This is a genomic window from Hymenobacter terrenus (genome assembly GCF_000972495.1).
In the GTDB taxonomy this organism is placed as follows: domain Bacteria; phylum Bacteroidota; class Bacteroidia; order Cytophagales; family Hymenobacteraceae; genus Hymenobacter; species Hymenobacter terrenus.
The window spans coordinates 1-26,216 of sequence record NZ_LATM01000023.1; the positions used below are offsets into that span (position 1 = coordinate 1).

At 58.3% G+C, this 26,216-nt stretch carries 19 protein-coding genes; 6 read left to right on the forward strand and 13 right to left on the reverse strand.

Going from position 1 to position 26,216, the window contains the following annotated elements; all coding sequences use genetic code 11:
- Window positions 1-27: 27 nt before the first annotated feature.
- From WX88_RS20425 to WX88_RS20465, 9 genes are all read right to left on the reverse strand, one after another.
- Window positions 28-495, reverse strand: a complete 468-nt coding sequence (locus tag WX88_RS20425; protein ID WP_082116181.1) for an SMI1/KNR4 family protein — start codon at window positions 493-495, stop codon at window positions 28-30.
- A gap of 132 nt (window positions 496-627) precedes the next feature.
- Complete coding sequence (locus WX88_RS20430) at window positions 628-1,086, reverse strand: SMI1/KNR4 family protein (RefSeq protein ID WP_046246281.1); 459 nt, start codon at window positions 1,084-1,086, stop codon at window positions 628-630.
- Window positions 1,083-1,619 carry an HNH endonuclease gene (locus tag WX88_RS28960; RefSeq protein WP_197076875.1) on the reverse strand — a complete coding sequence of 179 codons (537 nt, stop codon included), beginning with the start codon at window positions 1,617-1,619 and terminating at the stop codon, window positions 1,083-1,085. The genes WX88_RS20430 and WX88_RS28960 overlap by 4 nt, the downstream gene beginning before the upstream one ends.
- A 48-nt stretch (window positions 1,620-1,667) precedes the next feature.
- Complete coding sequence (gene tssD / locus WX88_RS20440) at window positions 1,668-2,078, reverse strand: type VI secretion system tube protein TssD (protein WP_046246282.1); 411 nt, start codon at window positions 2,076-2,078, stop codon at window positions 1,668-1,670.
- Window positions 2,079-2,304: 226 nt separating this feature from the next.
- Window positions 2,305-2,925, reverse strand: coding sequence for a PKD domain-containing protein (locus WX88_RS20445; protein WP_046246283.1), 621 nt, complete (start codon window positions 2,923-2,925; stop codon window positions 2,305-2,307).
- A 59-nt stretch (window positions 2,926-2,984) separates the two neighbouring features.
- Window positions 2,985-3,707, reverse strand: a complete 723-nt coding sequence (locus WX88_RS20450; RefSeq protein WP_046246284.1) for a LytR/AlgR family response regulator transcription factor — start codon at window positions 3,705-3,707, stop codon at window positions 2,985-2,987.
- Window positions 3,708-3,762: 55 nt separating this feature from the next.
- Entirely contained in the window at window positions 3,763-7,365 is a 3,603-nt protein-coding gene (locus tag WX88_RS28045; RefSeq protein ID WP_082116182.1) for a hybrid sensor histidine kinase/response regulator, read from the reverse strand.
- 134 nt (window positions 7,366-7,499) lie between these two features.
- Window positions 7,500-9,557 (reverse strand): OmpA family protein, encoded by a 2,058-nt coding sequence (locus tag WX88_RS20460; RefSeq protein WP_052732907.1) that lies wholly within the window; start codon window positions 9,555-9,557, stop codon window positions 7,500-7,502.
- 126 nt (window positions 9,558-9,683) lie between these two features.
- Complete coding sequence (locus tag WX88_RS20465; protein WP_156176310.1) at window positions 9,684-10,751, reverse strand: tetratricopeptide repeat protein; 1,068 nt, start codon at window positions 10,749-10,751, stop codon at window positions 9,684-9,686.
- Window positions 10,752-11,430: 679 nt separating this feature from the next.
- On the opposite strand from WX88_RS20465, the gene moeB reads away from it, so the two are divergent.
- Complete coding sequence (moeB, locus tag WX88_RS20470) at window positions 11,431-12,534, forward strand: molybdopterin-synthase adenylyltransferase MoeB (RefSeq protein WP_046246286.1); 1,104 nt, start codon at window positions 11,431-11,433, stop codon at window positions 12,532-12,534.
- A 208-nt stretch (window positions 12,535-12,742) separates the two neighbouring features.
- Here moeB and WX88_RS20475 read toward each other — a convergent pair whose 3' ends face one another.
- Entirely contained in the window at window positions 12,743-13,351 is a 609-nt protein-coding gene (locus WX88_RS20475; RefSeq protein ID WP_046246321.1) for an HD domain-containing protein, read from the reverse strand.
- Between the two features lie 485 nt (window positions 13,352-13,836).
- Here WX88_RS20475 and WX88_RS31525 point away from each other — a divergent pair, with 485 nt between their 5' ends.
- The 5 genes from WX88_RS31525 (at window position 13,837) to WX88_RS20500 (ending at window position 21,679) form a co-directional block, all read left to right on the forward strand.
- Window positions 13,837-16,065, forward strand: a complete 2,229-nt coding sequence (locus WX88_RS31525; RefSeq protein WP_052732908.1) for an ATP-binding protein — start codon at window positions 13,837-13,839, stop codon at window positions 16,063-16,065.
- A 157-nt stretch (window positions 16,066-16,222) separates the two neighbouring features.
- On the forward strand, window positions 16,223-17,611 hold the full coding sequence (locus tag WX88_RS20485) for a sensor histidine kinase (protein WP_052732909.1): 1,389 nt from the start codon (window positions 16,223-16,225) through the stop codon (window positions 17,609-17,611).
- A gap of 499 nt (window positions 17,612-18,110) precedes the next feature.
- Window positions 18,111-20,102: a tetratricopeptide repeat-containing sensor histidine kinase gene (locus tag WX88_RS31530; RefSeq protein WP_156176311.1), complete on the forward strand. Its 1,992-nt coding sequence runs from the start codon at window positions 18,111-18,113 to the stop codon at window positions 20,100-20,102.
- A 50-nt stretch (window positions 20,103-20,152) separates the two neighbouring features.
- Window positions 20,153-20,530: a response regulator gene (locus WX88_RS20495; RefSeq protein WP_046246287.1), complete on the forward strand. Its 378-nt coding sequence runs from the start codon at window positions 20,153-20,155 to the stop codon at window positions 20,528-20,530.
- 102 nt (window positions 20,531-20,632) lie between these two features.
- The gene (locus tag WX88_RS20500) at window positions 20,633-21,679 is read left to right on the forward strand and encodes an adenylate/guanylate cyclase domain-containing protein (RefSeq protein WP_046246288.1); all 1,047 of its coding nucleotides are present in this window, start codon (window positions 20,633-20,635) and stop codon (window positions 21,677-21,679) included.
- Window positions 21,680-21,833: 154 nt separating this feature from the next.
- Here the strand turns inward: WX88_RS20500 and WX88_RS20505 are convergent, their stop codons facing one another.
- From WX88_RS20505 to WX88_RS30330, 3 genes are read right to left on the reverse strand one after another with little or no spacing between them, the layout of a single operon-like run.
- Entirely contained in the window at window positions 21,834-25,136 is a 3,303-nt protein-coding gene (locus tag WX88_RS20505; protein WP_046246289.1) for a cyclic nucleotide-binding domain-containing protein, read from the reverse strand.
- On the reverse strand, window positions 25,133-25,723 hold the full coding sequence (gene tssD / locus WX88_RS28055) for a type VI secretion system tube protein TssD (protein WP_262489854.1): 591 nt from the start codon (window positions 25,721-25,723) through the stop codon (window positions 25,133-25,135). The genes WX88_RS20505 and tssD (WX88_RS28055) overlap by 4 nt, the downstream gene beginning before the upstream one ends.
- Entirely contained in the window at window positions 25,720-26,208 is a 489-nt protein-coding gene (locus WX88_RS30330; protein ID WP_156176312.1) for a YrhA family protein, read from the reverse strand. The genes tssD (WX88_RS28055) and WX88_RS30330 overlap by 4 nt, the downstream gene beginning before the upstream one ends.
- Window positions 26,209-26,216 lie beyond the last annotated feature (8 nt).

The window sequence follows — 26,216 nt, forward strand, 5'->3', positions numbered from 1 at the left end:
TCAAACCACGTCCCTACTCTGTCCGGCTTAGCTAGACCACCTCACAGGGGTGTAGTCGCGCAACGAATCGCAGAACTCAGTAAAAGTGTCCGCTACAAAGTAGGTGTTGCCCTCTCCGTCCTTAGATTGAGGGAAAGAATCGTTGTGGTCCCAATAGTAGATGCCTGCTGTATCCTCGCCGGCTACCGTGTACAGTAAAAAACGGCCTCCTGCATCTTTGCCAATAATGAGGGTGTAGGGGTCAATTTCATCGCCGTATTCCTTCAACCAATAGGCCATTGTCAGGCCGCGAGAGGTAGGGTTAGTAAGCCCAAACAGCACATGCAGCATTACTTCTTGGTCGAGGTCCTTGACAAAAAACGTTTGGTCGAGAATGTCCACGCCGTTGGTCTGCAATAGAAACTGGCGGTAATCATCAGGCAAACGTGCGCCGAGTTGTTGCTCCAAGGTAACTATATCTTGCTCGGTGACTGCGCTAAAAGGCATGCAATTCATCGTTACAGGCTCTTGGACGTTTGGAAACTACCCTGCCCAGTCGAGGACGAAACGGCAACGCTGGGTGGGGTAGCAGCCGAGGGCTCTTCACCAGAGTTGGCTGCGCTTCCGATTAATCGGCGAAGGTCAGGGTTAAAGTTTTGCTGGGGTATAGTCCATAAGTGAATCGCAAAATTCTGCGAAGGAATCAGCAACAAAATACGTATTTCCTTCTTCTTCTGATGATTGAGCGAAGAAATGATTATTGTCCCAGTAGTACACTCCTTTTTCCTCACCACTGGTAGCGTAAAGCAAAAACCTGCCTCCTGGGTCAGAGCCGATAAGCAGATCCGTAGGCCCTATTTCGTCACCTAATTCCTTCAACCAATAACCGAGTGTGAGGGACCTAGACCGGTGGTGAGTAATCCCAAAAAATACATCGAGCATCACGTCCTGATTCAAATCCTTCACAAAAAAGACTTGGCGGTTCGCTTTAGCTCCATTGTTCCCTAGTAGGAAGTTTCGATAGTCTTCCGGTAGGGGGAACCCTATCTTTTGCTCGAAAGCTATAATGGCTGCTTCATCAAGCCTGCCCCAAGAGGTAATATTCATGATAGTTTGCCGCGTTTGGTGGATTTATATGTCTTACCAGTACTGATGGCCCTAGTCTGTTTGACCATGTAACGACCGCCATAATGCGTGAAGCGTTGGTGTATTTCTCGGTCTACTTCCTGCATTGTCCTCATGTTCTGCTTGTGATGCCACGTATTGTCCTCCAATTTTGGTCCGTTTGGTGCTTTTGCATCGGCTTTGTCAAAGTCAGTGGTGCAATCACCCTGCATATCGTCAATGTCAACCTGCTGACGGGTGTACTTGTCAAAATTGGGTTCGTCGCCCTCGTATTCAACCGAGTTGTGTTCCCAATCAGTGTATTGCCAATTGCCATTGGGAAGCACTTCAATAGAACCGCCTTTCTTATACCATTTGGCAATGGTAGGCGCATAGAGGGGCTTTTTTCTGGGATTAAGCGCGGTTTTGGGCGGTCGAGGAGATTCCGGCCGCGCCTTTGGTGTGGTGGGAGGCGGGGGCGGTTGCAGCGCAGCGGCCAGGTGGGGCGAGGGCAGCGAGGGCAGCGAGGGCAGCAAGTCGGCCGGTTTGCTCAGGGCGCGGAACCGGACCTGGGCATCCTGCTCTCACCACAGGTTGGAATGGGCTTCGACGTGAGCGCCGTTGAGGGCAACGGCCGCAGCGGCGAAGGACACGTCCACTGCCAGCGAGGGCTGCCCCTCCCGGCCGCGGGCATCGAAGCGAAGCTCATAGTTGACGCAGTAGGCGTTGTAGAACGTGAGCCGGTGCCGGGTGTGGCCTTCGGCCTGAAAAAAGCCTACGTGCCCGCTGATATGACGGAACGAGTCGAGGACTAATTGCTCCCAGATGGTCCAGAAAGCCGTTTCGCCGGTGAAGGTGAGTTTGAGACGGTCCAGTAGCACGGTGCTGCTGGGGCGTCCCCGCGCGTCGATGGGCTGGTAGAGCGAGTGACTGACGTGGGTGCAGCGCGCCCGCACGCCGGCCCCCTGAAACTCGGCATGTAGAATAGGAGGCATGGTAGCGTAGGGGAAGGAGTCCGCGAAAATACAGGATTGCTCCTACTGCCGGTGTGAGTACTCGCCTCCCTGCCAGGGGAAGGCTCATGCCGTTTCGCCGCTGGTGCGCGTTTAAAGGGGGGTAAGTTCTAAACGGTGGTCGCGTTTTAAGTTATGGCTACCAGATGTTTAGTAGGCGAAAAAGCCGCGATATGTGTTAGGAGGCAGCACGCACAGCGGCTGCCGGCTACGGCTCGACTACGATTTCGCGTGAGACACAGTGGCTGGCTATGCAGGCGTCGGACCCGTAGCCCCGCATGCTAAACCGCACAGAATACGTGCCGGGGCGCCGGAAAACGTGCTGGGCCGTGCGACCTTGAACCACGGTGCCGTCGCGAAAATCCCAGATGAGCTGCACGTTTTGGCAGGCGAGGAGCTGAGCCTCGGGGGCGGCAAAGGCGACGGACTGGCCAACGCGCACCCGGCTGGGCTGAGCAGAGAAATCCACCACGTCTTGCTGCACGAGGTTGATAGGAATGTATTTCTGGCCGGTGCGCACCTCGCCGGTATTATCGACTATGACGTCGAGCTGCACCACGTAGTTTTTGCGCTCCTTATAGCAATGATTCACGACGGGCCCCGTGAGGGTGGTGCCGTCGCCCATTTGCCAGCGATAGGTGAGAGGGCCGGCGGCGGGGTCAATGGACGCGCGACCGTCGAGGTCGACGCACAGCATGCGGGGTAGCGGCGGGCCACAATTTACACTGGTAGTATCGCCGGCTTGCTGAGCATTAGCGCCCGCGCTTGCCAGCAGCAATACCACGAAAGGAATAAGCGTAGCGCGGAAAGTAATCGGGCAAGCGCGCATACTGCAGAATTAAGCGGGAGAAATGTTGAATACAACCGGATGCCTGACAATAGGTGCGGCTAAAATTTATTGAGGCGTTGCAGGACCTCCCGTAGGTAGGTCTGGCCCACAGGAATGTGCTTACCTTCAATGATTACCGAGCTGTCTTCGAGGACTTGGATACGGTTGATATTAACGATGAAGGAACGGTGGACGCGCACGAAGCGGAGACTGGGAAACTTCTCCTCTACTGCCTTCATGGTGCTGTACACGATGAGTTTGCTTTGGCCGGTGACGATATGGACATAATCGCCGAGGGCCTCCACGTAAAGCACTTCATCAAACCCCACACGCACTAGTTTACTGTCAACTTTGACGAAGGTGAAGTCCGCATCGGGAGCAGGCGCCTCAATGGCATCGGCGCCGGGGGTGGGTTGGCGCTGGAAGGCCTCAAGAGCCTTTTGCGCGGCTTGCAGGAAGCGGGCGTAGCTAACGGGTTTTACCAGATAGTCGACCACGGCATGCTCAAAGGCCTGCACGGCGTAGTCTTTGCTGCTCGTAATAAGCACGACCAGAGGCTGGCGTTGCATGGTGCGCAGCAAGTCGATTCCCGACAGTAATGGCATTTCCACGTCCAGAAACAGTAGGTCGATGGGTTGCGTACGCAGTGCCTCGGCTGCTTCAATGGGGTTGGTGTAGCTGCCGGCGGTGGACAGAAAAGGCGTGTTGGCGATGCAATTGAGCACCACTTGAACTGAGAGCGGGTCGTCATCGACAACCAGGCAACGCAGAGCAGTAGACATACTGGCGGGCTTTTAAGGAATTCTGCTGGCGAATGTAGCTTGCCGGGAGCGGTTTTTAAGCTTCGGCGCGGGCTTCGAGCTGGGGGTAGAGCTCGGCCAACTGCTGGCGGATGGTGGCCACCAGGGGTTCGCAGTAGGGGCAGGCAGGGTGGCGGGCGGCGCGTTCCAACTCGTCGAGCTGCGTGTGTAGCACCGGCACGCCGAAGTATGCTACCTGACCTTTCAGCTTATGAGCAGTGCTGGCCAGAACCGCGGGGTCGCTCGGGCAGGTAGCGGCCAACAGGGCTTCGAGGGCGGGGGCCTCGGCGAGGAAAGTGCGCACAATCTGGCGGAGGAAACCCTCGTTGCCGCCGGCCAGCTCTTCCAGTAAATGCCAGTCGGGCGAGATGGTGGAATGAGTGGGTGAGTTAGCGGCCGAGCTATCGGCTTGTGAACCAGGCGACTGCTCGGCGGCTGGGCGGCCAGTGAAGTAAGCCAGACGAGCGTAAAGCACCGCTGGCTCGAAGGGTTTGGCCAGGGTATCATTCATGCCAGCGGCCAAGGCCAATAGCCGGTCCTCGGGCAGTACGGATGCGGTGAGGCCAATGATGGGAAGCCGCTGGGTATCGGGAAACTGCTGGCGGAGTTGCCGAGCGGCTTCGTAGCCGTCCATTTCGGGCATCTGCACATCCATCAGAATGGCGTCGAAGGGCTGGGAAGCGGCAGTGACGGCTTCCACGGCGAGGCGGCCGTTTTCGGCAATGACGACCTGAATATTCCAAGCTTCCAGGGTTTTGCGTGCTACGAGCTGGTTGAGGGCATTGTCTTCGGCCACCAGCACGCGAAGGGCGGGCTCGAAGGGTGCGAGCAAGCCGTGGTGCGCTTCGGGCTGGGCGGCGTCGGGGTTGGCTACTTCGTAGGTTAGCTCGAAGAAAAACTCGGAGCCTTGACCTTCTTCGCTCGTCACGCCTAGCTGGCCGCCGTGGAGCTGCACGAGGTTGCGGGCAATGCTCAAGCCCAGGCCTGTACCACCGAACTCGCGGGTGGTGGAGGTGTTAGCCTGCGAGAAATCCTCAAAAATGGCCCCCAGCTTGTTGGAAGGAATTCCAATTCCGGTATCGCGTACCGAAAAGCGAATAGAGGAGTGAGTAATCGAGATAGGGGAGGCATGCGCCTGGGCGACTACCGATACGGAAATGGTGACACCGCCTTGCCGGGTAAATTTGATGGCATTGCCGACGAGATTTACCAAAATCTGGTTGAGGCGCACCGGGTCGCCCAGCACGGCGGCAGGCACGTTGTCGGCTACGTTCACGGAGAAAAACAGCCCCTTGCTCTCGGTGGCAAATTTGAACATGGCAGCCAGCCGCCGCACTGCTTCGGGCAGCCGGAAGGGCACTTGCTCCAAGGTAAGCTTGCCGGCTTCCATCTTGGAGCTGTCGAGGATGTCGTTGATGATAACCAGCAGGTTTTGCGACGACGACTCGATGGCCGTGAGATACTCGCGCTGCTCGGTAGTGGGATGGGTGGCTTGCAGCAGGTTGGTGAGGCCGATAACGGCATTCATCGGGGTGCGAATTTCGTGGCTCATATTGGCCAGAAATTGCGCTTTCGCCTGGCGTGAGGCTTCGGCCGCGTCGCGGGCCACTACTAGGTCGGCGTTGATTTCTTCAATGTGAGCTTTTTGCTGCCGCAGCTCGGCGGTGCGCTCTGCCACGGTGCGTTCCAACACGAGCTGGGTGTGGCGCAAGGCGCGCTCACGGGCCCGCACGATGCCAAATACTGAACTCCCCACGCCCAAAATCACCAGTGTGGCAAACCACCAAGTGCGCCAAAACGGGGTGGCAATGCTAAAGCTAACGGTGCGGATGGCGCTCCAGGGGCCTTCGGCTCCGCGGCGAGCCCGCACCTCCAGCTTGTAGCGGCCCGCGTCGAGGCCGGGGAGCTGTGCTTCGGGCGCGGCACTGGGCCGGCTCCAGGCATCGGCGAGGCCCAGCAGGCGGTACTGGTATTCCAACGGCTCGCCGCTGGCCGCCAGGCTCAGTCCTTCGAAGCCAAAGCGCAGCCGGTGGCGGGTGGCCGATAACTGGCCCAGTCCTGCTACCGGGCGCGGGTCGCCGTCAACTTCGGCAGCGGTGAGCATCAGGCCCGGCGGCAGCTCCCGCGTCCGGTCGAGGGCCTCGTGCAGGTCGAGCCGCACGAGACCGGCGCGGGTGGCGGCCCACGCCACGGGTTTGACCTCGGTGGTCAGGGCCAGTGGTCCACGGCAGTCGCGTACCAGGGTGTCGGTGGCCGCGGCCAGTGGAGTGAATTTTCCGGTGCGCACCTCAAGCAACGAAAGCCCTTGCAGGTGCGAAAGCAGCAGCCACGCGCCTGCATCAGCAGTTTTAGTGAGGGCGGGAAGCGCGAGCAAGCCGTACACAAAGTTGGTGGAGCGGCTGCGGTCGGCACCATAATGTTGCCAGGTTTTGCCAGTCAGGCAGTACAAGCCCTGGCCCTCGGTGCCCACCCAGACGCGGCCCGTGGCGTCTTCGGCAAAGCTGCTGATGGCTACCCCGCCGCTGCTCAATTGATAGTATTCAAAATGCTGCGCAACAGGGTCGTAAGTCGCCAGGCCAGTGCCATGGGTGCCTACCCATACCCGGCCGGTGTGGTCGGCCAGTAGGGCGTATATCGTATTGTGTAGCAAGCCTTCGGCCGTGGTGAAGTGGCGTACCGGCTGAGTAGTGTCGGCGGGGATTTGGTAAAGGCCGTCGGCCGTAGTACCTACCCAGAGGCCGCTGCCCGCCGCGTAGGTCAGGGCCGTAACTTCAAGGTTGGTGGGGAGAGTAATGACCCGACGCGGCGGGCGCGAGGGCGTGTATTGCCAAAGCCCGTCGCCATCGGTGCCGGCCCAGTACCCGCGCCCAGAGTTTGGCAGCGGCAGCACGGCCCGTATCGGCATGGTCGGGCCGTTATTCAAGAGCTTGCTGAGCCTGCCATTGGGGCTGGCAGTTTGCAAACCGGCGGCGGTGCCGATAACCAATGTTCCCTGGGCACCGGGGCACAAAGCCACTGGCGGCGAACTGCCAGCCGGAGTGGGGTAGCGGCGCAACTGACGGTCGGAGTGCCGCCACAGGCCGTGCCCAGCTGTGCCCAGCCAAGTATTGCCCTCGCGGTCTTCGAGCAGACAGATGGGCACCACGTTGGGAGGCAGGCGCAGGTAATAGCGCCGCAAGTAGCGATTAATAGCCGTGGTATCGACGGGCGGCGGGCCATCGGCAGATAAGCGCAGGCTGGTGGGCACCGTGGCTCGGGTTGTAGCCGTGAAGACGCTCAGAGCATCTTTTTTAACCGAAATTCCACCCTGATAATGTCCCACCCACAACTGGCCACTGACCGGGTCTTCGCGCAGCGACACCACAAAGTCCTCGGCCAGTCCGTCGTCTTTAGTGAAGGTGACGAAGTGGGTGCCATCGTAGCGGAGGAGGCCTTCGCCCGTGCCCAGCCAGAGGTAGCCTTGCCGGTCTTGCAGCAGGGCGTAGATAAATGGCGGCCGTAGCCCTTCGGCCGGTCCAAACTGACGCAAAAAGGTTTGCTGAGCACTAGCGGGCCTTGTGAGCAGCAGCAGCGTTGTCAGCAGCGCCAGCAACAGCAGGCCCAACCGCCGGGTGTACAAAAAGTGAAGCAGTAATTTCAAGCAGAGAGTGTAGCCCGACCAGTTGACTAGTCGTTTGACACTGCAAGGTAGAGCGTCGAGCTTCCTTATTCGCTGACATTCCGATTGTCAGCCCATATGGCGGCATGAAAGCGGGTTTTTGCTCGGCTACGGTTCTACTTGGCGGTTACCTTAAACTCGGTACGGCGGTTGAGCTGCCGACCGGCTTTCGTGGTGTTGGGGGCTACGGGCTTGGCTTCGCCGTAGCCGGCGGCAGTGAGGCGCGTTGCCACGATGCCGTGCTGGGTGAGGTAGGTGACCACCGCTTGGGCGCGCCGTTTGCTGAGGTCCTGGTTTCTGGCGGCTTCGCCCACATTGTCAGTGTGACCGGCCATTTCCAGCTTCAGGGCCGGGGTTTCAACCAAAAGCTTTTGCAGGCGCTCCAACTCAGCCTTGCTTTCGGGGCGCAGAGTGGCCTTGCCAGTGTCGAAGAAAATGTTGCGCAGCACGATGGTGGTGCCCACTTCCAGGCGCTTCATGGGAATATCCTTTACTACCTCGGCATAGGCGGCGCCTACGGGTAGATTAAAGTTTTCGGAGTGAAAGAGGTAACCATCCTGCCGCACCACAATGCCGTAGTTGGTGCCCGAGGGCAAGCTCACCAGGTACTTACCCGAGGTGGCGTTGCTGCGAAACGAGGCAATGGTCTGCCCGCTGATGTTGTCGATGAGGTCGATGGTGGCTTCGAGTGGCTTTTTGGTGGCGTCATCAGTCACGGTGCCTTTGAGGATGGTGACTTGAGCCGTGGCTACTGCCACGGCTGGGGCTAGTATGGCCTGCTTCACTGGGGCGAGGCGGGAGGCCAGCAGCTGGTCTTCTTCGCTTAGAAGCGGCTGTTTTTCGGGGCCAAGGAAGGTGATGCGGTAGATGTCTTTGGCGCCCAGCCCACCGGGCCGGTCGCTGGAGTAGTAGCCGTGCCGTCCTGAGGCCGAGGTTACAAAAAACACATCATCGTCGGGCGTATTGATGGGCCAGCCGAGGTTTTCGGGCTCGCTCCATTTCCCATTTTCAAACACCGACTTAAAGATGTCGTAGCCACCCATGGAGTTGTGACCTTCCGAGGAGAAGTATATCGTTTTACCATCGGGCTGCATGAATACGCCTTCCTCGCCGTAGGCGGTGTTGATAATCGGCCCTAAGCTCACGGCTGGGGCACGGCTTTCAAGCTCTACTTTATAGATGTCGGAGCCCCCTGCGCCGCCCGGCCGGTCGCTCACAAAGTAGAGGTAGCGGCCATCAGGCGAGTAGCTGGCAGAGGTTTCGTGGCCGCGCGTATTGATGCGTGCGCCTAGCTGCTTGGGCTTACCCCACGTGATGCCGTGGAGGCTGGCTTCGAGCAAGTCGCCGCCATTGGTGCCCTCGTACACGAGCATGCGCTGGCCGTCAGGCGAGACGCCGACGGTTGCGTTGTGGTCTTCGGTGTTCACGGGCGTGCCTAAGTTGGTGGCGCGGCTCCAAGTCTTGTCCTTCCAGGTTGCCTCGTAAATGTCTTCAAAATAGCCATTCCCTTCAGGGTCCTTTTTGCCGCCCGTTGAGCCCGACCGGCGCGAGGTGATGAGAATGGTCGACTCGTCGGCCGATACCACCGGCCCGTAGTCCGAGTCTGCCGAGTTCAGCTCCGGCCCGGCATTGTCGATGAACACACGCGTGGGGTGCTCCATCAGTTGCTGGCCATTGCGGCACTCCTGAATGCGCCGCTGCAAGTCGTTGCCCGTTACCGCGCCGGCATCGCCGTTGCGGGTGTTGCTGCCCACGGGCTGGGCAAGCTGGTATTCGGCAATGGCCTCGCGCCACTTGGCGTTCAGGTGCAGGGCGCGGGCCAGCAGGTAGTGTGTGCGGGCATCGGCTGTAGCGTCGAGCTTGGCGGCTTTCTCCAGGTAGGGCAGGGCCGCGGTTTTGGTGGGCGAGTTGAGGTAGCAGTCGCCGATTTTCACATTCAGAGCCGCATTGTTGGGGTTAAATGTCTGGGCCTGCAGATAGTGGGGGAGGGCTTGTGCGTAGCGCGGCGGGTCGGCACGGTACTCGGTGTCGCCGTCCTTCAACGCGCGAAGGGCCTCGCGCAAGCCATCCTTGTCGCTGCCGAATTGGTCTTTGGTGAAGGCTACGCTCTGGGCAGCGGCAGAGAGGCCACTAGTTAGGAGCAGGAATAGCAGCAGGCGGAAAAAGTGGGACATTGCAGCAAGAAGGAATAATTAGGAACGCGCTCTGGTGCGTTCAATTGTCGGGCGGTGGCGGGAAGAGTGCGGAGGTATTTCGATGGGCGAATGCGATAAGGCAGCGCCGCCTTTCGCGTCAGAACGCTATTGGGCTTCGCCCGCGCAGCCGGCGGCGGCGGCGTAGTTATCGCCCACGGCGATACCCAACTCAGCGGCGCGGCGCCAGTCCTGGCAGGCTTGATCGGCTTGGCGGAGCATTTCACGGGCGTGGCCCCGGTTGAGATAAGCTTCCGCATACTCAGCTTTTAGCTTGATGGCTTCACTGGCATCGGCATCGGCTTCGGCGTATTTCTCCAGCTTGAGCTGGGCTGCGGCCCGGTTGTTCCAGGCGTAGGCGTACTTGGGGTCGAGCTTAATGGCTTGACTAAAATCGGCGATGGCGCCGGCGTAGTCCTTGTTTTCGAAGCGGGCGCTGCCCCGGTTATTGAAAGCGAGGGCATTGTCGGCCCTTTTGGCAATGTAGGCGTCGTAGTCCTGCAGGGCTTGGGGCAACTGGTTGGCATGGCGCTCCACAGTGGCCCGGTTGAGCAGGGCCGACAGCAAGTCGGGTTGCAGTGCCAACGCTTGGGCGTAGTCCTGGACAGCGGCGGGATGGTTATTCAACTTTTGGTTGGTGCTGCCACGGTCGTGGTAGGCGTAGGCCATTTTGGGGTCGGCCTTGATGGCTCCATCGAAATCATCGCGGGCGGCTTGGTATTCGCCTTTTTCGAAGCGCAACACGCCGCGGTTGTACCAGGCGGGGGCATAATCGGGCTTGACCTTCAGTGCTTCGGAGTAGTCTTGCTCAGCCTCAGTAATTTGATTTTGGGCCTCGCGGGCTCGTGCCCGGCCGAAATAGCTGGCATAGTTTCCAGGTTCCAGCTTGAGCGCCTGGTCGTAATCAGCCACGGCCTGCGGATAGTTTTTTAGCTCGTAGCGAGTAGCGGCGCGGTTGGTATAAGCCGCCGCAAAATTGGGCTTGGCCCCAATGGCCTGGTCGAAGCTGCGCAGTGCGGCCGGGTAGCTCTGGGCATTGAAGCTGGCGAGGCCGCTATTATAAGCTCTTTCGGCTAGCTGCGGGCCCGGCAACGTACTTGCCCGCACCGAATCAACTTGGGCACGCACCGCCAACGGAGTTCCCAATAACACGAAGAAAAGTAGACTCTTTTGCATAATCAATAGAAGGCATGCTAAACGCAACGCGTTTGCAGCGAAGTTATTGGATTTTTTGCTTTCGAGCCCAACTGCCGTCTGAATCTCACTAGGCAATGGGCCAGCATTGTCGGAATTCAAGCGCAGGCCTCAAGAGATATCCTACTGAGCGGCACTCATAGGAAGGGGCGTAGAGTTCGCCTAGATTAATGCTGATGAGCGAGTAGGATCAATGCATGGGCGAGTCTTGATTTGGCTCCTGCTTCTCTATTATCTATAGTTTAAGTCTCAGCCAACATACGCTTAAGTTGGTCAAGCACGGCCGCGAGGTAACGTCAGCATCACCACAGTTCGGCTTTAACTGGCAATACTAGAGAATCGGATACTATTGCCTTTCAAAAGCACCAGTTGGGTCGAAGCTTCTAGATTTGCTTTTGGCTATCAGGTAGTTATTAAACGCGGATTGCTGTTTATTTATTATGTTAAATAGAAAATTGCGCTTAATCGGAAGAGCTTTTCTTGCGAGGAACTTGTTGGAGCAGGCAAATTTAGCTCGTCATTATCAATGGTAATTGCGCCGGAAGTGTTGAGACAGCTTGTAGGTTAAAATATCGGCGCCAACCAGCCGAGATTGCAGTTACAGTTGTGCCGATTGGGGCACGAAGCTGTTTGGAAAAAGGACTATCCTTTGTCACCTCTGATGAATACCACCGAACCAACCTTTTCTGCTGCCGAAAACAACCGCTACAATCGCCACCTCTTGTTGCCCGAAGTTGGTCCTCTCGGCCAGCAGAAACTGAAGGCGGCCAAAGTACTGGTGGTGGGTTGCGGCGGCCTGGGTTGCCCCGTGCTGCAATACTTGGCTGCGGCCGGTGTGGGCACACTAGGCCTGCTCGATTTCGACACCGTTGACGATAGCAACCTGCAGCGTCAGGTCCTCTATTCTACTGCCGACGTGGGCCACCCTAAGGCCGTGGTAGCCGCTGCAAGGCTGCATGCCCAGAACCCATTTATTGAGTTGCGCACGCACCAAGTGCACCTTTCTGCCACTAATGCCTTGGCATTATTCGCTGGCTATGACGTTGTGGTGGACTGCTCGGATAATTTCGCCACCCGTTATTTGGTCAACGATGCTTGTGTAATTCTTGGCAAGCCACTGGTATTCGGGGCTATTTTCAAGTTTGAGGGCCAGGTTTCGGTATTCAATTACCAAGGCGGTCCTACCTACCGTTGCCTCTACCCTGAGCCTCCGGCGCCCGGCGATGCGCCCAGTTGCTCGGAAACTGGGGTTTTGGGAGTGCTACCGGGTCTGGTGGGCACCATGCAGGCGGCTGAAGCACTCAAAATTATTCTGGGACTGGGCGAGGTGCTCAGCGGGCGCCTATTGCTGGTTGATGTGCTAGGCATGCGGTTTCAAACCATCCGTTTCCGGGCCCTAGCGGCCAATCAGCAACTCACCGAGCTCGCTCCCGATTATACTGCCTTTTGTGGTGAAGTACGGCTAGCAGTGAATCCTGACCGCGCGCCCGAAATCGGTGCTGACGAGTTGAAGGCCTGGCAGCAGAGCCTCCGGCCGTTGCAGCTACTCGACGTGCGCGAGCCGCATGAGCAAGCACGGCGCAGCATTGGTGGGCAATTAATCCCGCTGGTCCAGTTGACGGAGCAGTTAGCTCAACTATCGCCCGAAGTGCCTGTGGTAGTACACTGCGCCAGCGGCGTGCGCAGCCAGAAAGCAGCCCAGCTACTCCTGGCAAATGGCTTTATCGAGGTATACTCGCTCCGCAACGGCTTAGCTGATTACTAATTTTAATCAAGTAGCAGTGTGTGAAAAAACTGCTTCCTACTCCTGGTGGCTTTGTAATTTGATATTGCCTGAAACACTGATTTGCCACACAGTCATATACTAGCTAATGAGCGCATGCAGCCTATCCGTAGTGCTTGACTTGCGGTGCATAGCACATCCGGTAGCTCAACTGCTTAATTATTAAAATTATTTAATATATTATGATAGCCTACGCGGGTGCATTCGTTTCGGGCCAGTCGGCCAAGCGGGCCAAGATGTGGTCTAGTCGTGCTTGCTTGGGGGCCGCACGCTGGGCCACTGCCGTGGCCGTCCAGTAATGGTGGCTTGCCAAAAAGCGCGCCTGCAACTGAAACCACGCGTGCTCGGTGGCAATGAACTGGCGGCCGGTCAACTCCTGGAAGAGAGAGTTAGAAATAGACTCGAAATCGGGTCGGCCGAGGTAGTCGAGGTCAGCATCGCAGAGAATTTGGGCTAGGTGGTTGTGGGGCTCCTGCGGGTATTTGGTAGCCATTATCATGGCGCATATTTGGGTCACCTGCTCGGGCGTGTAGCCAAAACCAGGCAGCACGGCGCGGGCCAGTTCGCAGCCTCGGGCTTCGTGGCCCTGGTAGGTATATAAAAAGCCGGCATCGTGGTAGAGGGCGGCCGTGCGCAGTAGAGCCAGGGTTTCCGGCTGCGTAATGCCTTCGGCTGCGGCGAGCTTCGCAGTGGCCTGCGTCACATCGAGGGTGTGGTGCAGGCCGTGGTAGTAGAGCGTGGGGGAGAGGCCGCGCTGCAATTCAGTTATAATAAAGTCCTCGGCGGCTTGTACTTGCATGCGGTTCGGGGCCAATCATAGTAGCTGGCTTAATGTAGCGGTAAAGCAAGCAATTAAAAACGGATGTTACACACGCCGCATCAGAACTATGCACGGTGCCGAATAGGTGCTTGTTGTTATCAGGTTCTTGTTTTTCAAGTGATAATGTACGTGAAAAAGTAATAGGCCGCTTTTTGCGCCGAAGAGCAAAGTGAAGTTTATATATAATGTGCAGCGGTGCTACATTATTACTCGAAATATGTGCGGATGCACCGGAATTAAGTCATCTTTACAGCCTTAAAATTTGTGGTCGGGCGCCGATAAAGCATTTTTGCCATAATGAGCCGGCTTTTTCCTCCTGGGGTTGCCTCCTTTCTCTCTCTGCCTGTGATGAGTCTCAAAAATGCCCCGCTTGTGTTATGGCTACCAAGGCTTTTCGTGGCACAGGTAGTTTTTAGCTGTTTGGTGCCCACTCCGGCCTTTAATCCTAACCTCAGGCTTCGCCTATGAAATGGATTTTGACGGTGTTTGTCCTGTGGCTGATGAGCGGCCCTCTGCTGGCCAAGCAGCGGTATTGGGACGCGAACTACGATTCGCTGGCCCGCACCTTGCCCCGGCAACGCACCGATTCGGCCCGGCTGCGCACCTTGGTTCACCTGCTCGACCTGCGGCCTACCAACGCGGAAGCCCTGCCTTTGCTCGACCAGCTGCTGACGCTCAACCAGCAGCTACGCCTAGTGGAAGACCGTCCGTACCGCTACCTGCGTGCTGGCGTGTTGCTCTGGCACCAGGATATCGACAACGCCGCGGCCCTTGATACCATGAAAGCCGCAGTGACCAGCTTTGACCACATCGGGCACCCCATTCCCCTGCTGTTGATGGACTTGGTTAATCTTTATAACCGGCGCAATGGCATGGAGGCGCGCCGGCGGTACTATGAAGAGAAATTGGCTTATTATCAGCTACGCGGCATCAATGAAAACGTCGCGGCCTGCTACATATCGCAAGGTGGTTACTACCGGCGCATGGGCGACTACAATCGCAGTCTGGACAACCTGTTGCGCGCCGCCGACGCGGCCCTGAGCTTTAGTCGCATTCTATACGTGGGGGAACTGCTAGTTGTGGGGGCCGTGTACGCCGACTGGGGCAATGATGCCAAAGCCGTATACTACCTGCGTCTGGCCCAGGAGAAACCCGAGTTCCAGCGGGTGCAAGACCTGAGCCGGGTGTATACTTACCTGTCCCTGTCGCGGCTGTATGCGCGGCAAGGTCGCTATTCCGATGCCTTACAGTCGGCTGATTGGGCCCTGGCAACCCACGTTTCGGACCTCTATGAGCGGCAGATGGGCCAGGCGTACGGACTGGTGCAAAAGGCGGCGGTGTTGCTGCAAAAGCAACTACCTGCCCAGGCCGAGCCCCTGCTCCGGCGCGCTCAGCAACTCGAAGATTCGGTGGGCTTTCCTCTTTCGGGCAAGCCTGGGGAGTTTGAACTCGATGCCACTTGGGCTCAGTACTACCAGGCTCAGCACGATTATACCCGCGCCGAGCGTCACTGGATGCTGGCGCAGCAAAAAGCCACCACGGCTAAGCTCAGAGTGTTGAAAACCAAGTATCTAAAGCAAATTGCGGAATTCTATGCCGCTGAAGGGCGCCCGGCGCTGGCTCAGCGCTATTCCCAGGCCTACATTGCCCTTACCGATACTATAAACGCGGCGCAGAATACGTTTCACGTGGCTCACTACGAAAGCGAACGGATTGAACAAGCCCAGAATGCCCAAATCAGCAACCTGCGGCAGGACCAGGCCGTGCAGGCCGAGCGGCTGCGCCTGAGCAGCTGGTTACTGGCCGGAGCATTGCTGACCATCGTGCTGGTTTCGGCCTTGGGAGTCTTTATCTACCGGCAGCTGCAGGTCAACCGACGCACGTTGGCCCAGCTGCAAAAGACGCAGCAGCAGCTGGTGCAGGCCGAGAAAATGGCTTTCCTGGGCGAACTCACGGCTGGTATTGCCCACGAGTTGCAGAACCCCCTCAACTTCATGAAAAACTTTGCTGAAGTGAGCACCAGTCTCGTCGATGGCATTAATAGCGAGGGACCCGGCCGGGCAGCGGAGCTGGAGCAGGAAATCCTGTCCGGCTTGAAGCAGAATTTGCAGCAAATCAGCCAGCACGGCCAGCGGGCTTCCTCTATTATCAAAGATATGCTGGAGCACTCGCGCTCCCGTACCAATCAGCGTGTGCCCAGCGACCTCAATGCTCTGGCCGAAGAATCGCTGACGCTGGCTTACCAGGGCTTACGCGCCACTGACAAGTCCTTTCAAGCCACGCTAGGCAAGGAATTTGACCCCAAGCTGGGCGATGTAGCCGTGGTGACGACGGATATGGGCCGCGTGCTGCTGAACTTGTGTACCAATGCTTTTCATGCGGTGCGCCAACGCCAGCAGGCAGCCGCGCTAGGCCTATCTGACCCGGCTTATGAGCCCATTGTGACCGTGAGCACCCACCGACCCACCGGCCAGCGGGTGGAAATCCGGGTGCGTGACAACGGTTCGGGCATGTCTGAAGCCGTGCGGACAAAGGTTTTCCAGCCGTTTTTTACCACTAAGCCCGCGGGCGAGGGCACTGGACTGGGCCTGTCGTTGAGCTACGACATCGTGACCAAAGGCCACGGCGGCACCCTCACGGTGGAGAGCCGGGAAGGTGAAGGCACCGAATTCCTTATTACGCTGCCGACATAGCCGTGGGGCAGATGGTAGCTCCGGTAGTACATTTCTGCCGTTTGGTTGAAGCTCAGTCTGCCTATCTTATCAGGCTTCGGCCGGGATATTTGACCTTGTCCAGGGGCAGACGTCGGAATTTCGCTCTGAACTGACAGGCCCCTGCTTATTTCTCGCTATGGCTCACTCGATTATTGACCTGCTTTTTGTGGCCCCCGCGGCCGTGCTTCTTACCCGGTTGCTGAGCAAAGCCTTAGAGCTACCCCAGCGCCTGCCCCGCTGGAACCAAGCCCTGAACTACATCTGGGTGCCGGCTGTGCTACTGTACTTCCTGACGGCCCTGTTCAAGCTGAGCATTCCATTGCTAGGGGATTATTATTGGCTATTGGTGCTGCTGGTGTGGCTGGCGGTGCTGTTGAAGGTGCGCTACTACCGCCCGGCTCGAATGGTGCTTTTTGGCCTGGTACCATTTGTGCTCTATAAAGTGCTCGAACTAGTGCTCGAAGACCCGAGGGGCAAGATGCCCAAGATCTACGACGACTTCATGGATACCAGCCAGGGGTTCGTCATTATTTGGGTGGTTGCATTCCTGTTGATTGCCCGCGGTCAGAAAAAGCAGCTGGAGAAAGAGCGGTTGGTGCGTGAAGAAGAAGAGCGCGCTAAGCGCCTTATTGAAGCGCAAAATGCGGAGTTGGAGCGGCTGGTGGCCGAGCGCACCGTCGCGCTCACGCATCAGGCTGAGGAGCTGCGCGGTGCCCTTGCCGAGCTGCGGGCGGCACAGGCTCAACTAGTGCAATCCGAAAAAATGGCCAGCCTGGGAGAACTCACGGCCGGCATTGCCCACGAAATTCAAAATCCGCTCAACTTTGTTAACAACTTCGCCGATGTGAGCGTGGAAATGCTGAGTGAATTGCGCGAGGAGCAGAACCGGGCCCAGCGCGACCCGGAACTGGAAGCCGAGCTACTCGATGACATTGCCCAGAACCTGCAAAAGATTCACCACCATGGGCAGCGGGCCGCCAGCATCGTGAAGGGCATGCTGGAGCACAGCCGCGCCAGCACCGGCGACCGCCAGCCCACCGACCTCAACCGCTTGGCCGACGAATACTTGCGCCTGGCCTACCAGGGCTTGCGCGCCAAGGACAAGTCCTTTAATGCCACCCTCAATACTGACTTCGCGCCCAACCTACCTCTGATTGCGGCCGTCGGACCCGACCTGGGGCGGGTGCTGCTCAACCTGTTCAGCAACGCTTTTTATGCCGTGCGCCAGCGCCAGCTGCGCGGTGAGGCTGGCTATGCGCCCACCGTGGCAGTCCACACCCATCAAGCGGGCGACCAAGTTGAGGTTCGCATCCGTGATAATGGCATGGGAATCCCCGAGACAGTGCGGCAAAAGATTTTTCAGCCCTTCTTTACTACTAAGCCTAGCGGCGAAGGAACGGGCCTGGGCTTATCGCTGAGCTATGATATCGTGACCCAGGGGCACGCTGGCACGCTCACAGTTGATTCTCAAGAAGGGAAATACACCGAGTTTCTTATTAGATTGCCTATTAATCAGGCCGGTTAATCAGTAGTCTGTCCTTTCCACGCTATCCTTGGCTGGTTGATACTGCAATATATTATGCATCAGTGCAGAAATAGGGCGTTATTGGCGAGGTTAAAGCGGCCTGCTGATAGTAGCAGCGGGAAGGCTGACACGTAGTACGGAACGTCTCAAAGCGCGTCCCAAAATCGGAGAATGAGATGTTAACAATTTTTTCACTTCTGTTTTCCACGTGCCTCGCTCACTTCAGTTATCTAAGCTTATCTCCGGGCCATGGGCTGCGGTGGCAATGCTTTTGAAGGGCCAGCGAAATGGCACACGCCGCAACCACCCAGACTGGTTAGGAGCCGTCCACCGCGAAATTAGCCGCTCCTTTCGCGCTGCCAAAATTACGGGCCAAACTAAAGGGTGGGGCTTACGGATGAGCTTGGCTGCTGTATCCACCGGCCGTGGTGGCTTGGGTATGGTAATGCAGCATAGGAGACAGAAGATTTATTAATTGTCCGTACTATTAATTAGTCTCTTGTCTAGTTTATTACACTTATCTACTGTCTTACGGGCGTGCGCGCTGCTACTGGGGTTGCTCTGCGGTTCGTCTTGTGCCGGTGCCACCCCGGTGCCAGTATCGGCCCAAAGCATTGCTATGGACAGCCTGCGCCAACTGTTGACCCATTCACGGCCGGATACTGACCGAGTGGTTCTACTGTGCCAGCTTAGCGACCAGCTTTGGACCCAGAATACTGATTCGGCGGCGGTGTATGCGCTTCAGGCGCTGTCGTTGGCCCGCCTTATTCGCTACCGCCACGGCGAAGGCGAGGCCCTGAACCGCCTGGGTGCGGCCTTGCGCGAAAGCAACCTAGCCCGTGCGCTGGAAGTATTTCAGCAGTCGCTGCGCATTGCCGAAACCACCCGCGACCAAGCTTTGGTCGCCCAGAATCTGCGCAGCATTGGCATCATTTACGTGTACTTGCGCGACCAGCGCCGGGGCTTGTCATACTACTTTCGAGCCTTGCAGATTGGCGAGCAGTTGCGCGATGAGCATCGGGTAGTGATTGAGTTAAGCAACATTGGGTTGGCGTACGACCTATTTAATCGACTCGATTCGGCGCGCCTTTTTCAAGAGCGGGCATACGTCTTGGCGCGCCGTCTGCACACGCCCACCAACTACATTCTGTACGGGCTGGGCAACGTGGCTCGCAAGGAAGGCCGCGTGACCGAAGCTCGCGCATTCTACCGCGAAAGCATCCGCGAATCGAAAAAGGTGCACCATTTGCGCAGCCTCAACTTTGCCTACGTGGGCCTGGCCACGCTTTACCGGCAGATGGGCCTCTCCGATTCGAGCATTTACTACGCCCGCCTGGGCTGCCAAGCCGCCCAGACCAACGGCTTTCTGCGGGGGGTGCTCAATGCTAGTACCCTGCTTACGCACGATTTTAAAGCCCGCCGCCAGGCCGATAGTGCTTTAAAATATCAGGGCATCATGCTGGTAATGAAGGATACACTATTTGGGCAGGAGAAGGTAATGCACTTGCAAAACCTGAACTACCGAGAGCAGCAGCGCGCCCAAGAAGCCGCCGCCAGCCAAGCGGCACTCAAAGTCCGGTTTCGGACTTACGGCCTTCTTGCGGGCGTAGTAGGCCTGCTGGCATTGGCACTACTGCTGGGCCGCCACGCCCGCCAGCAGCAACGCGCCCGGGAGGCCCTGGAGCAGTCGCTGGCCGAGCTGAAAGCCACGCAGGAGCAGCTGGTTCAGCGCGAGAAAATGGCTTTCCTGGGCGAGCTCACGGCTGGCATTGCCCACGAGCTGCAAAATCCCCTCAATTTCGTGAAAAACTTCGCCGAGGTCAGCACCAGTTTGGTGGATGAGATAACCGGCGAGCGCCGCGACCCCAATCGCAACGCCAGCCTGGAGCAGGAAATTCTGGTGGGCCTGAAGCAGAATTTGCAGAAAATCAGCCAGCACGGGCAGCGCGCCACGTCTATTATCAAGGGCATGCTAGAGCATTCGCGCACCGGCACTGGCCAGCGTGTCGCTACCGACCTGAACAATTTAGTTGATGAAAGCCTGCGCTTGGCCTATCACGGCCTGCTTACCAAAGACAAGGATTTCACGGCCCAGCTAACTACCATTTTTGACCCAGCCCTGCCCACTGTGCCGGTAGTGGCGCAAGATTTAGGGCGCGTATTAATTAATTTGTTTACCAATGCCTTTTATGCCGTGCAGCAGCGCCAATACCAGTACCCTGACCCCACCTATTCTCCGGAGGTAACTGTGACTACGCGAGCGGTGCCAGGCAGTGTGGAAATCCGCATCCGCGACAATGGCACGGGTATGTCGGAAGCGGTGCGGGCCAGGATTTTTCAGCCGTTTTTTACTACCAAGCCCGTCGGTGAGGGCACAGGTTTGGGCTTGTCGCTTTCGCACGACATCGTGACCACCGGCCACGGCGGCACGCTCACCGTGGTAAGCCAAGAGGGCGAGGGCACGGAATTCCTCATTGTTCTGCCCACCTAAGTCGCGCCGGGCCTAACTTTGGCGCAGGCCTGTACCTGAAAGCTTTCTCTATGCAAATCCTGGTTGTTGACGACGAAACCGACGTTAAAGATTTATTTCAGCAGCGGTTTCGGCGTGAAATCCGCAGCGGCGAACTCAGCTTCAGCTTTGCATTTTCGGGCGAGGAAGCGCTGACTTTTCTACGAGCGCATCATTCCGAAGTGCTTATTATCCTCTCCGACATCAACATGCCGGGTATGAGTGGCCTGGAACTGCTGGGCCACGTGAAGGAGGAGTTTGAGATGCCGCCCACGACCATGATGATGATTACGGCGTACGGCGACGACGAGAGCTATAAAAAAGCTATGAGCTTAGGAGCCAACGATTTTCTGACCAAACCCGTGGACTTTGCCGTGCTCAAGGATAAATTGCTGCATCTGTTGCCTTAAAGAATAGCTGCCGATTGCTGGTTGCTAGTTGGCAGAACAAATCCTGCAACCAGCCACCAACCACTAACGACTGACAGCTAGCAAATACCAACTGACAACTAAATGAAGACGAAAATCTTGGTGGTCGACGACGAAGCCGACCTCGAATTGCTCATCAAGCAGAAATTCCGCCGCAAAATCCGCGAGAGCACTTACGAGTTTGTGTTCGCCACCAACGGCAAAGAGGCGTTGGAGCGAATCGTGGAACACCCCGATACTGCCGTTATTCTCAGTGATATTAATATGCCCGTGATGGATGGGCTGACTCTGCTCACCCACACCCACGACCAGCACCCGGCCATGAAAACGGTGATAGTGTCGGCCTACGGTGACCTGGGCAACCTGCGCACCGCCATGAACCGTGGCGCCTTCGACTTCGTGGTGAAGCCGGTGGATTTTACCGACCTGGAGGTGACCATCGAAAAAACCGCCAACCAGGTGCGTCAGCTGCGCGATACGCTCCGCGCCATTCAGGAAAATAACATCCTGAAGATGTATGTCGACGAGACGGTGCTGAACTTCATGACCCGACCCGACTTCGAAAACCGCCTGCTAGCCAGCGAAACGGTGGAAGCCACTGTGGTTTTCCTCGACATTTGCGGCTTCACGGCCCTATCCGAAAAGCTGTCTCCCACCGATGTCGTGGGCCTACTCAATACCTACTTCGACCTGATAGTGAAGGAGGTAATTGCTCAGGGTGGCTATATTGATAAGTTTATGGGTGATGCCGTAATGGCTGTATTCCGTGGTGAGCACCACCTCGACCGCGCCATTGACGCGGCGCTGTCGGCGCGCACGGTTTTGCAGAAGAGCGATGCGCCGCTGCCCATCGGCTTCGACTACCGCCCCGAGGTCAGCATTGGCGTTAATACCGGCGAGGTAGTGTCTGGTAACATTGGTTCAGCCTCGCTCAAGCGTTTGGATTACACAGTCATTGGCGACGTGGTGAATACATCGCAACGGCTGCAGTCCGCCGCTAAAGCGGGTCAGATTATCATCAGCGAAGCCGTTTACGAACAAGTGAAAGAATCCTTTCAATGTGAGTTCGTGAGCGAGGTAACGCTGAAAAACAAGGCCGAGCCGGTGAAGATTTACGAAGTAGTGGAGTAGTGACGCGCATTCGTAACGCGTTTGTAGCGCGCATTCGTAGCGGGCAGCCTTTGCTGCGTGGCACGAGCGCAGCGAGTTCTTCACGTTAGGTTCTGATGCCTGATACTCGCTGCGCTCGTGCCACGCAGCAAAGGCTGCCCGCTACGAATGCGCGCTATTGGGCCAGCTCGCGCATTTTCTCGTTTTGCAGGCGAATGCGCTGGCACAGCAGGCGCAGGATGTTGCGCAGCACCTCACCGCGTTCTTCCATCACGTCGTAGAAATCCTCCTGGTCGAGCCGGAAGGCGAGCACCTGGCTAAGCGCGGCCGCGGAAGCTGAGCGCGGCTCCGTATCGAGCAGGGCCAACTCCCCGAAAAAGTCGCCTGGGCCGAAGGTAGTTAGTTGCTGATTGCCATTGAAAATGCCCACTTGGCCATCGTGCAGGATGAAAAGGGAGGTACCGATGTCGCCCTTGGCGAAAATTTCCTCGCCTTCGTGGAAGTTCACTTCCTTCATAATAGGCACGATGCTGCTCAACACGTTTTCGGGCGTGTGGGCAAAAAGAGCAGTGCTTTTGAGCACTACTACCCGTTCCAGGGCGGATATGCGGGCAGCGGCAGCGGGGGAGTGACTCATGGCGGGATAGGGAGAGAAATCGGATAAGGGCTGGCCCGTGTGGGCGGTCAGCGCGGCGGCGGCTAGCCGCGCACTTTCGACCAGCAGCGCATTGGTCGATTGTAGGTAGGGGCGCAGCAACTCAACGGCGTCAGCTTCGGTGGGCTGCCAGTGGCGCAGGGCTACCCCGAGCGTCCAGGTAGTGAAGGCCGCCGGGCCGCGTCGTAGCAATAGCGTGGGCAGCGCCTCAGTGGGCGGCAGGACCGGGATGAGGGGCTCGGAGGCGACGGCGCGGCCCGCGGCGGCAGCATTACCGGCCATGGCCATAAGCTGGGGGCGCACCGGGGCGCCGGGGGCAGTGAGTGTCGTGAAAATTGCGGCTTTCTCCGCCACCGGGGCGTCATCGAGCAGGGCTTGCAGGCCTTGATAAATGGACCGGGGAATGAGGTTGTCGAGAATTTCGAGGGCGTTGGCCTGGCGCTCGCGGGCGGCGTGGGCCACGTTGCGTTGGGCCGTGGCCACGAGGTCGGCATCGTAGAGCTGCGCCAACAAGCCAAACACGCGCTGGTGAATGAGCATCAGCTCGTAATCGACGGCGGTGTGGAGGTCGGGGAGCGGGCTGACCACGAGGCTGCGCAGCAATTGGGCCGCTAGGCTGAATTCCTCGCGCAGCAGCTGCTCGAATAGCGCAGCATCGGCTGGCACAGCCGGGAATCGGCGCAGGGCGCGCAAGGCCGCCGCCCGCGAAAACAGCTGCGGGCCCCGTGCCAACTCTATCAGCGCCGTCCGGCTGGCCGGGGCGTCGATGCGTTCGAGCACGGAAACCAGGCGCTGGGTCTGGACGTTGCCGGGGCTGCGGTGCAAGGCTTCGCGCACCATCGGCACTACGGCCGGGCCAAGGGCCACGAGGCTGTCGGCGGCAGATTGCCAGCGCTGTTTGTCGCCCAGCGCCAGCAGCAGGTGGTAGGCCAGCTTGGGGTGACCCACCGTGCCAATGGCGGCTAGGGCCGCAGACGCTATGCCGGGCTCGCTGCTTTCCAGGCTGCGCTTAATCAACTGGCTTTGGGTCTCGAATGGGAAAAAGGAGAGTAGCGCCAGCGCCGCCCGCTGCACGGCGGGCGAATGGCTCTGCAACAGCCCTTGAAGGCTTTTTTGCGCGGCGCTATGCTGGGGTGTCTTCTCAAGTACGCCGCGAATGGCTCCCTGGCGTGCTGCCAGGTCCGCGCTCGTCAGCAGCTGGGCTACGGCTGAGTGCTCGGGGTTGGTGGCAAGCTGTTGGGCGGCGGCTTCTCGCACGGCCGGTGCTGGGTCGCGCAGGGCCAGAGCTTGCAGGGCTTCCGTGGGTAGGGGACGGACTTCGGGGGTAGCCAGCAGGGCAAGGCGGACCCGCTCATCGGCGTGTTCGAGGAGGGCGGCCGCGTGGCTGCTGAGGGCGGCCGGCTCGCGTTGGCGCAGCCAGGCTACGGCGTTCAGAGCCTCGGTGGCGTGGGGGCTGCGCAGGTGGGCCAGCACCACTTGCAGCGCGGCATCGGGCAGGGCTAGGTCGGCGGTTTCGGTAAAGCGGCGGCCCAGGCCTTCCTTGAGCTCGGCGATGTAGCTGACGTAGGTGCGGCGCAAAAACAGCAGGGCCAGGAGGAGGAGCCCCGCCATCCAGACGAAGGGAAGGCCGCCGTCGAGCAAGCCGACGTAGCGAAAGCCGAAGAATAGCAAACCCGTCAGCCCCATGCCCAGCGGCTCGTAGAAGCCTTTGGCCAGCGTGTGGGCCGCCAGCCGCTGCTGCGGCGCCAGGGGCTGAAACAGCACCAGAAAGACCGGGTCGAACACGGTGCGACGCAGCACTTCCAGCAGCAGGTACAGGCCGGAGAAAAAGGCTAATTGCCCCATTTGGCCGTAGCCGCCCGCGGCCTGCAAGCCGCCGAACAGGGCCAGACACAGCAGCGCCACCACGGGCAGCAGCCGCAACGACCACTGCACGCCGTAGCGCTCCAGTGCCTGCCGGCTCACTAGCAGCTTAAAGAACATGGCCGCCAGGTAGGTACCCGTCAGCACCCAGCCCACCGAGCGGGTGATGTCGTCCGACTCGTGAAACTTGTGCTTCACGTTGAGAAAAAACATGTACTCCACGCCCGTGAGTACTGCCGCGATGGCCACCAGGCTCAGGCACATGGCCAGCACCAGCTCGCTGCCGCCAAAGAGCTGCCGGGCGAGCTGGCCCGGCGCCCGCTGGGGCCGACGCACGGGCCGCGCCGTCGCCTCAACCACGTGCGAGTTGAGGGTAGAGCGCAAGGCAAACAGTGCCCCCAGGTAGGCCACAAACGACACGCCCAGCAGCACCGGCAACTGCGTGTCGCCGTGGATAAGGGCCGCCAGAATAGCTCCGAGGGCCTTCGCCGGCATGTCGCCCGAGCTGATGACGCTGAAGAGCCGCTTGCTCTGCCGCACATCAAATACTACCGCCGACACGCCCCAGAATTCCAGATTGGTCAGCAAGTAAATAATCCGGTAGCCCACCATAATGGCCACCGCGGCTGCCACCGAATGGCCCACGGCTACCAGCACGCCCAGCACGCCGGTAAGGGCCACCACGGCCAGCAGCACGCGCACGGCCAGTTTCCGGAGCAGGTAGTGGTGCTCGAAATAAGTATAAATCTTGCCCACGGCCATCATGGCCAGCGCCCCCGCGATGTAGGCCAAAGGCAGGCTGTGCTCGGGGTCGTGCTCCAGCAGCAGCACGTTGGCCGCCACATACACCAGCACCGAGCCAATACCCAGCAGAAAATTGTGGAGCAAAAACAGCCCCACGGTACGGGTTTCACTGGCTTTGAAGCCAAGCAGACGTTGCAGATAGGTGGCTGAAATCATGCGAAAAGGGGGCCGGCACCACCAGGCGCAGCCGTAGCCAAAGATACGGGAACGCCGAATGGTATGCCGGATATTGGCGCTGGCGCTTCGCGCACGACGAGCTCGGCCCAGGGCAGCGGGTCAGGCGGCTTGGTCAGAGCGCGGAAGCTGGTAGCGGGGTCGGTCCGCCAGGGGATGACGCTGTAGGCTTCCACTCGCTGGCCCTGCACCTCCACCGTGGCGGCCGAGAAGTGAAGCGTCGTGACCAAGGCCGCCTGCTGGTGCTGGCCGCGTGCCTCCAGCCGGCAGTCGTAGTACACCAAGGCTGCGTCGTAGAAGGTGTAGCGCTTGGCTGTCTGCCCGGTGCCTTGAAAGAAGACCAAGTGCCCGCTTACCCGCCGGAAAGGGTCGAGTTTTAACTCGGGCCAGATGGATAAGCCGGCGGCGTGGCCGGTGAGCACCACTTCCACCAAGCCATTGCGCACCGTCGAGCTGGGGCGGCCCTGGTAGTCGGCGGCCTGGCGGAAGGAGAAAGAAGCGATAGCACAAGGCACCTGGCGGCTTAGTAGCTGAAGCTCGGCATGAAGAAGCCCCCTTTTAGCCTTTATTCTGCTTCCTCTGTGTCGTCACTGTAGCGGTCAAGCATATGGTTAAAAATAGTCTCAAAGAGTGCTTCCACGGTGGCGAATGTATTAAACACAGTTCGGCCAACCCGGTCGGCGACTTCAAAGCGGTTGGTCTGCAAATTGTGTTGGTAGAGGTCGCTACCTGACTCGGCAAAGAAAATGTAGTCGTTGTTCGGCGCGAACTCGCGCCAAATGACATTAGCCTCCACTAAACCTTGAATAAAACTTTCACGAGCTATGCCTTGGATGCGTTGTGTATGACTACCATACACCTGTATTCCATTACGTGCGATACCGTCAGTTATTTGCAGTAATTCCAAGTAGAATGCGGGTGGCGAGTAAGCCAATATGGTGGCTGTTCGCTGTAGGAGTGTAGTTATCAACTCCGAATTAGCAGCAGGCTGCAACTCATGAGGACGTTGAAAATCTTTTACCTCTGCTAATAAATTTAAAAAGGTTTGGTCCATGATGATTG